Raw genomic sequence first — 7557 nt, 5'->3', positions numbered from 1 at the left:
AGACGGCCAGCAGATCACAGAACGCCGCTGCCGCGCGCACCGGATCATAGCGGGCCCCCTCCCCCAATCCCATGGCTGGATTCTCCCCCGGACCCCGGACACAGGGAAGCCCCGAAGCGGTTTATGACAGCAGAAGCAACCGGAACCGGTCCCGCCTCCACGCCACCGATGCGGGCGGTCCACCAGCCCCACGGGGCACAGCCGCCGCTGATCATTCCCACCTAAGTCCCTGTGCAGCGCCGATCCGGCCACACCGAATCTGATGCTGCCCACCACGCCGGTACCCGGCGGCCCATCCGATCACCAGCGACCTGCGGGGACGGCCCTCTTACCGGCTTCCCCGCCCGGGGCGGTGTTCACCCTTGGAACGGTTTGAACACCCAGTCGGACCAGGCTCCCATCCTTTGGAAGGACGGGAGCCTGATCCATGCACCGCAGCTGTGGTGCACCGGCTCCTTCAGCGCCGATAACAGCGCATACGTCCGGTTTCTCCTGTCCCGGACCGGTGGCAGATTCAGGTGCCGAACCTGAGGACCGCGGCTCCGGTGACCCGGTTGGCGGCAAGGTCCCTGAGGGCCTGTTCCGCTTCCGGGAAGCTGTAGGCGTTGACGGTGGGGCGGATCGGGATGCGTGCGGCCAGGTCCAGCAGCTCCTGGCCGTCGCGGCGGGTGTTGGCAGTGACGCTGCGGATCTGCCGTTCCTGGAAGAGTTCGGCGGCGTAGTTCAGGGACGGGATGTCGCTGAGGTGGATTCCGGCGATGGCCAGGGTGCCGCCGCGGTCCAAGGCCCGCAGCGCCGGCGGAACGAGGTCGCCGGCCGGGGCGAAGAGGATGGCCGCATCCAGCGGCTCGGGCGGCTCGTCGGTGCCCGCCCCGACGAAGGCGGCGCCGAGTCCGGCGGCCAGGCGGCGTGCCTTTTCCGAGCGCGTCATCACAAAGACTGTGGCCCCTTCATAGATGGCGATCTGGGCGGCCAGGTGCGCCGAGGCCCCGAAGCCGTAGATGCCCAAGGTGCCGCCCGGTCTCAGTTCCGCCCGGCGCAGCGCCCGGTAACCGATGATGCCCGCGCACAGCAGCGGGGCGGCTTCGGTGTCTGCGAAGGTCTCGGGTATGGCGTAGGCGAAGGATTCCGGCACGGCGGCCAGTTCGGCGTAGCCGCCGTCCTCGTCCCAGCCGGTAAAGCGCGGGTCCAGGCACAGATTCTCAGCTTTTCGCAGGCAGAACCGGCAGCTGCCGCAGGTACGGCGCAGCCAAGCGACGCCCACCCGCTCACCGATGCCAAATCGGGTGCATTCCGGGCCGCGGCCAACGACCTCGCCGACCACTTCATGACCGGGAACCACCCGCAGCCGGTGGGGCTTCAGGTCCCCCTCGGCCAGGTGCAGGTCCGTGCGGCACACCCCGCAGGCCCGCACCCGGATCAGCAGGTCCGCCGGGCCGGGCACCGGGTCGGCGCGTTCCCCGAATCGCAGCGGCGAGCCCGCCTGCGGTCCGGTCAGCGGGGCGGGGTATTCGATCCACCAGGCACGCATGGCCCCTCAACTCCTCCGATACCGGGCCGGGCTACGGGCAGGAACATCTCCAGCGTAGAGGATCGTAATGACACCCGCGACGGAACCGCGCCATCGGCACAACGTCAAACGACTGGAGGCAGAACTCATGTCCGTCACACATCAGGTTGCACTGCATGTCAGCCGGCACTGCCATAAGGGGTTTGGCCGTCCTTGGTCAGCTCGCGCTCAAATCCGTTCGCTGCTCGACCACACGCCGATATCAGCGCATACGTCACCAGTATTTCCCGGCGAACGTCCAGGGCTATCCACGTGGTCTTGTCCGGTACGAATCCCGGCACATAGGCTGGGGAGCGGGCGGCGGGACGGGGTCCACAGCACGGATCCGCAGAGCCGGCCCAGAAGGAATGCAGCATGACAACAGGAACAGTCAAATGGTTCAATGCGGACAAGGGCTTCGGCTTCATCACCCCTGACGACAATGGACCGGATGTGTTCGCGCACTTTTCCGCCATCTCCGCCAGCGGCTACCGCTCACTGCAGGAGAACCACCGCGTCGAATTCGACGTCACCCAGGGCCAGAAGGGACCGCAGGCGGAGAACATCCGCCCGGTCTAAAGGGCCAGGCCTGAAACCGGCCCCCGGCAGGCTCCCGGATGGGGCAGGACGACACCACGAATCGGCGGTCGGCTCTCCAGCGTCCTAATAGCCCGCACTGCGTGAACCGGCGGACGGGAGTGCTCCTTCAGGCTCCCGTCCGCCGGTGCCGTTTTACGCCCCGGCGCAGATCTGGTGCTGTTCCCTCACCGGCACCTGAGATCCCCGGGCGGCTTCAGGTGCCCCGGGCCGCGATAGCTGAAGTCTGCCCCGGAACAGGCCAGGGACCCGGTGGAATGAACCCCTGCAGCCGGGCCCGGGGCGGCGTTAGGCCCGCCGGTTTCGGGTGGGCGTCGGCTCCGGGTGGGCGTCGGTTCCCGGTCCAAGGTACGGATCTGCCCGTCCCCGTCGCGTTCAGGCTCACTTTAGCCCCAAGCCTGAGCCGGCTTTGTTATTCAGGCAGCCGCGCTGCGGTAAGCCTCGGTGATCTGAGCCGGACTCCGTCCTCTTTCCGGGATGCTGTCGCTGCCTTTCTCAGTCTTCGCAGTCGCGGCAGTAGGCGACGCCGTCCTTCTCGCGCGCTTTCCGGGAGCGGTGGTGGACCAGGAAGCAGGATCCGCAGGTGAACTCATCGGCCTGAACGGGGATCACCCACATGCAGCTCCTCGCCGGAGAGGTCAGCGCCGGGCAGGTCGATGCCTTCGGCGGTGTCGTTCTCGTCCACGTCGATGGCCACCGGCTGGGGTTTGCCGCGCTGGGCGGCCAGCTCCTCAAGCGAATCCGTCGACTCATCCTCGCCGGTGTTCCGGGGTGCGTCGTAATCGGTAGCCATGTTCGGCTGGTCGTCTCCTCGTCTGCAAAGTGTCGGGCAAGCATTAGACAGCACATCGCATGGATCGCGCAACAGCACGCGGGAAGACCTGAAGTCCGGCCGCAGTGACGTACCGGCCAAACCGGGCCCGCGCACCGGGAGCAGATCCGGGACGGGCCTCGGGACGCTGCCGGCCCGTGGGTGGGTGCCGGAACCTATCCGTAACCGGCCGGCCGGGATACTCTGAAATACCGCCAAGTGCGGTTGAAGAAAAAATCAGCGTCCCTCGCTGATCAGAGCCGACCACCAGGGACACTGCCGCAGGCACCAACAGCCGAAACGTGCACGCCGGTCAGGGTCCTCCCCCGATAACCGTGAGCCCTTCCGAAACCGGCACCGACGAAGATGTGGTGATTCCCCAATGCCTGCCAAGACACCCCGCAGCAACCGCACCAAGACCACCGGCGCTTCCGCCGTACCCGAACCGGAACCGCCCTTCTGCCCCGGGTGCAGCACCGACCGGTCCCTGCATTTCAAGGAGTACGTCCCGGCCCGGATCCTCCCCGACGGGCAGGAGCAGGCGGCCAACGCCACCTACACCTGCAAACAATGCGGTCACACCCGCACACATCAGGTACCGGCTGCGTGGAGCCCTCCCGACTGGGACTGGTTCGCCTGACACCCCCCTGACCCACCCGCCGGGGTCCGGCACCCCCGGGCAGGCGGACTGGCTGGACCCGAAGACCACGGCCAAGGCCAAGGTCGCGCAGCTGCTCGATGCCATGCCGGAGCCGGAGCTGGTTCCGGTGACGGTCAGCGACCGGGTCAACTCGGTGCGCAACAACGGACCCGAACTGATCGAACCGGTAGACGCCCGCACTGAACTGCAGCAGTCCTAGGTTGGTTTGATCCCGGCGGTACTGCCTGCCACCGGCTGCGGAGGAATGGGTGGCGGCGGTTAGCGGATGGTCCTGACCGAGAGCAGCTGCCATCCTTCGGGGACCTGGGCCTGGAGTGTTTCCCGCGCTGCGGCGTAGTCCTCGCCTTCGGCTTCGATGTCTTTTGTTTCTGTCGGGCGGATGACGCCCTTTACCTTCACTGACGCTGCGGTTCTGCAGTAGTTGCGGTTCTAACGGAGCCGGGATTTCAGCCCTTCTTCTTCGGCCGCCGTTTCTGCAGTTTCGGAACTTCAAGTTCAGGTACCGCGCGCAGCATGAAGCGGTCGAAATGAGGAACGGTGAATCCGGCGTATCCATGCGACGGGGTGTACAGCAGACCCATTGCAATAAGCTCTGAGCGGGTCGGTGCCAGCTGGGTCGACTCACGCCCCATCACCGCGGCCACATCGGCGGCCTTCTGGGATTCGGGCCCCAGCTCGGCCATCGCCCGCATGTAGGCGATCTGCAGCTGCGTCGCCCGGTCCAGACGGACCCGAAAGAACGATTCGTCCAGCTTCGCCTCGTAGGCGTCCTTGGCGTCCTCAACATCGCCGAGCGTGATCACCTGGTCACTGGCCACCATCCAGACCTGGTAACCCAGCTCCTGAATAAAGTAGGGATAGCCTTCGGTCAGCTCGAAAGCCCGATCCAGCGCATCCCGCTCAAACCGCGCACCCTCCGCAAGTGCCGGCTCGGCCAGCGCCCTTGCCGCGTCTTCCCTATCGAGGGAACCGATACGCGGGAACCTGAAGAGCCTTTCCGCGTAGGATTTGGCATCCCCTGCAAGTTCGGCGATCTGCGGCAGTCCGGCACCCACGAACGTCACGGGCAGCTTCCGCTGCACGGTCTTGTGGATCGCCTGGATAATGGCTTCCAGCTGGAAACGGCTCAGGAACTGGACCTCGTCGAAAAGCAGAACCAGGCCCGTTCCGTGGTCCGCCGCCGCCTCACCGATAGCGACCAGAACATCCGTGAGGTCCAGCGTCAGGTCCCCATGGTCAGCGAGTCCTTCGGCAGGTTCAACCTCCAGGGATAGGGTAGGGGCACCGGTCCTCGGGTCAACCGAGAGACTGAATGACTGCAGGACCCGTGCCGCGTTCCTGGCCCGCTCCCCCCACCGCGCCCGCGGGGAGACCTGGAACAGCGAGGCCCTGAGCTTGGAGTACAGCGTCTGACGGAAGTGATTGTCATCGTGCTTGCTGGCTTCCAGCTCAAGGACTTTCCACTTGAAGTCATCGGCGATCTGACGGAACTCACCCAGCAAAACGGTTTTTCCGACACCCCGCAGGCCGGTGACAATCATTGACTGGTCGGTTCTGCCGCGATCGAGCCGTCGGAGAAGCGTTTCGAAGTCCTTCAGGAGCTCATCGCGCCCGACCACCAGCTCGGGGGTGGCTCCGGCGTTGGGAGTGTACGGGTTAAGCACCTGATCCATAGGCAGCAGTTTACTTGGTTTAGGGCACTTTATTGAAATCTAATAAAGCTCCCTAAAATCCCTAAAGCCCCAAAGAAACCGCCGCAGGGTGTGGCCGGGACTACCGAGGGAAGCCTCGAACCGCCACATGTCAGCCAGCCGGCACACTCTTCGCGCCCTGACACAAACGCCGATAACAGCGCATACGTAAGCTTCGGTCGGGAACGATTTCTGCCGGTTCTCCGGCGCATGTAGATCCAGGTCCTCGCGGGCGGATTCGTGACCCTGCCTGATGTTCTGGCTGGTTCTTCGCCTGGAGCCGGGGTGAGGGGGATCCTGGGTGGTCTTCCGGGTGCTTCTCGGCATCATCTTGCAGATGATTGAGTCCGTGAATCATCGTCCGGGCAAGCGTCGACGGGTCTGAGAACGCGGCTTTTGCGGCCTCTTGAATTGCTTCTGGAGTCGGCGCGAATTCCGGGTCATCCATCTGCTCGGCTCACCCATGTTCAAACCCTGCAGCTCAGTCCTAATCAGATACTTCGGGGTCCGGAAGGTCAGCGTGTGCGGAGCACACTCCTTACTCAGCCACACAGCCTGCTCCTGCGGAATCGGTCCTTAGCGGCTTCCCTTGTGGGCCCGTCGGGCGTTCTTGTCCTGCTGAGACTGCGTGCATCTGTCGACGAGGTAAGTGGAAACGGCCAGCAGAAAAGCAATGAGGGCGGTGTAGAAAGCGCCTCGCCAGCCGTCCACGGCATACCCTGCAGCCACCGCCAGTAAAGCCATCAGAATGATCAGGCCCGCAATCCGGGCCCGGTGGGTCATTGTCATGCTTCAGCATCCGTCCCAAGACCTAGGACAAGCTTGAGGACTGTTCCGCGGGGATCCCGCCGCGGATAACGCCACGGGCTGCCGCACAACGCTGCGCGTTGCTTGCCACGGAGAACACCGGCCTGCTCAGTCTCAAAAACGATCGGTTCACGGCAGTGAAAGCGCAGTTGTTAGAACTCGGGATTTCCGCGTGTTTCCGCGTTTTTCTTATTATCAAAACCCTTCCAACAAGCTAATGTCATAACCAACACCTGAACATGAGTTAACGACAATCAGGGGGCGCCGTGGGAAGCATCATCGGCTACGCGCGAGTGAGCACCAGCGACCAGAACACGGATGGCCAGGTCGACGCGCTGAAGGCCGCCGGCTGCTCCAGGATCTTCAAGGACGAAGGCGTGAGCGGGGCCAAGGCATCCCGGCCCGAGCTGGACAAGATGCTGGACTACCTGCGGGAAGGGGACACGCTGCTTGTCTGGCGCCTGGACCGGCTGGGCCGGAGCCTGCAGCACCTGGTGTCCCTCGTGGCCGAGCTGCGGGACCGCGGGATTACCTTCCGGTCCATCCATGAAGGGATCGACAGCAGCACGGCGAACGGGAACCTCGTGTTCGGGATCTTCGCTTCCCTGGCTGAGTTTGAGCGGGCACTGATCCGGGAGCGGACCAACGTTGGCCTGCAGTCGGCACGGGCCCGCGGCAAGCTCGGGGGACGGCCGAAGAAGCACAATGCTGAGGACATTGCCCTGGTGAAGGAGCTTCACGCGCGCGGCGACCTTAGCCCGGCGCAGATTGCCAAGCGGGCCGGGGTATCGGTTAGCACCATGTACAGACTCCTGAAGGCTGAGACGGCCGCCTGAGGACCATAGCCACAACAGACCCACCACGAGAGTAAGGAACCGCCATGACGGACACGCGCAAGGACCTGGAGATGGCGACCATTGAGCGGGACTCCGCGGCCCGGCTGGCAGCTGAGATGCTGCTGGACCACGAGGACGCCCTCAGCAAGGGATCCTCCGATGCTGCCGCCGATGCCCTTACCCGGGCGCTTGGCTACGCTCACGAGTACAGGAAATGGACTCAGCACGTCCACCAGCTCACCGACCAGCTCACTGACCAGCTCATCGACTGAGGCGCAGAGCCCACGCGGAAGGCCCTGGACCGCCCATGGTCCGGGGCCTTTGCCATGTCCGGGTCAGGCCTACCGGCGGAACCAGCGGTTCCACGCAGGCATCGGGGTCTTGGTAGTAGCCGGTCGTTTTAGCGCTCAATTTCTCCCGGCTACCAGTCCAAGGCCCCAACACCTGCGTAGCCAAGAACGACCTCCAACGAGCCCATAAATTCCCAGCTCAGAAGCCTATCCCAGCAATATCCGCCTGTGAGTCTTGTTGTGGCTGGTCCGGGACCGGCTGGCAGGGTAGGTGTCGGTCGCCTGCCCCGGGAATGTGGCTCGATATCCGCCTGG

Annotated in this window: 8 protein-coding genes and 1 pseudogene; 4 read left to right on the top strand and 5 right to left on the bottom strand. The window is 64.6% G+C overall.

The window, feature by feature from the left end:
* Positions 1-514: 514 nt before the first annotated feature.
* Complete coding sequence (locus AC5RWU_RS23180; protein WP_493986527.1) at positions 515-1531, bottom strand: zinc-dependent alcohol dehydrogenase family protein; 1017 nt, start codon at positions 1529-1531, stop codon at positions 515-517.
* A gap of 393 nt (positions 1532-1924) precedes the next feature.
* On the opposite strand from AC5RWU_RS23180, the gene AC5RWU_RS23175 reads away from it, so the two are divergent.
* Positions 1925-2128, top strand: coding sequence for a cold-shock protein (locus AC5RWU_RS23175; RefSeq protein WP_493986526.1), 204 nt, complete (start codon positions 1925-1927; stop codon positions 2126-2128).
* 513 nt (positions 2129-2641) lie between these two features.
* Here the strand turns inward: AC5RWU_RS23175 and AC5RWU_RS23170 are convergent.
* A pseudogene (locus AC5RWU_RS23170) lies at positions 2642-2939 on the bottom strand (DUF4193 domain-containing protein).
* Positions 2940-3339: 400 nt separating this feature from the next.
* Between AC5RWU_RS23170 and AC5RWU_RS23165 the strand changes: the two are divergent.
* Positions 3340-3597, top strand: coding sequence for a hypothetical protein (locus AC5RWU_RS23165; RefSeq protein ID WP_493986525.1), 258 nt, complete (start codon positions 3340-3342; stop codon positions 3595-3597).
* Between the two features lie 279 nt (positions 3598-3876).
* Here the strand turns inward: AC5RWU_RS23165 and AC5RWU_RS23160 are convergent, their stop codons facing one another.
* The 3 genes from AC5RWU_RS23160 to AC5RWU_RS23150 form a co-directional block, all read right to left on the bottom strand.
* Positions 3877-4017 carry a hypothetical protein gene (locus AC5RWU_RS23160; protein ID WP_493986524.1) on the bottom strand — a complete coding sequence of 47 codons (141 nt, stop codon included), beginning with the start codon at positions 4015-4017 and terminating at the stop codon, positions 3877-3879.
* Between the two features lie 47 nt (positions 4018-4064).
* Positions 4065-5291: an ATP-binding protein gene (locus tag AC5RWU_RS23155; protein ID WP_493986523.1), complete on the bottom strand. Its 1227-nt coding sequence runs from the start codon at positions 5289-5291 to the stop codon at positions 4065-4067.
* Between the two features lie 594 nt (positions 5292-5885).
* Positions 5886-6098: a hypothetical protein gene (locus AC5RWU_RS23150; RefSeq protein ID WP_493986522.1), complete on the bottom strand. Its 213-nt coding sequence runs from the start codon at positions 6096-6098 to the stop codon at positions 5886-5888.
* Between the two features lie 284 nt (positions 6099-6382).
* Between AC5RWU_RS23150 and AC5RWU_RS23145 the strand changes: the two genes are divergently transcribed.
* Together AC5RWU_RS23145 and AC5RWU_RS23140 are read left to right on the top strand one after the other, a co-directional pair.
* On the top strand, positions 6383-6952 hold the full coding sequence (locus AC5RWU_RS23145) for a recombinase family protein (RefSeq protein WP_493986521.1): 570 nt from the start codon (positions 6383-6385) through the stop codon (positions 6950-6952).
* Between the two features lie 44 nt (positions 6953-6996).
* On the top strand, positions 6997-7224 hold the full coding sequence (locus AC5RWU_RS23140; protein ID WP_493986520.1) for a hypothetical protein: 228 nt from the start codon (positions 6997-6999) through the stop codon (positions 7222-7224).
* Positions 7225-7557: the final 333 nt, after the last annotated feature.

Source organism: Arthrobacter sp. B0427-1-12 (genome assembly GCF_059092905.1).
This window is presented reverse-complemented; position numbering and strand designations above follow the sequence as displayed.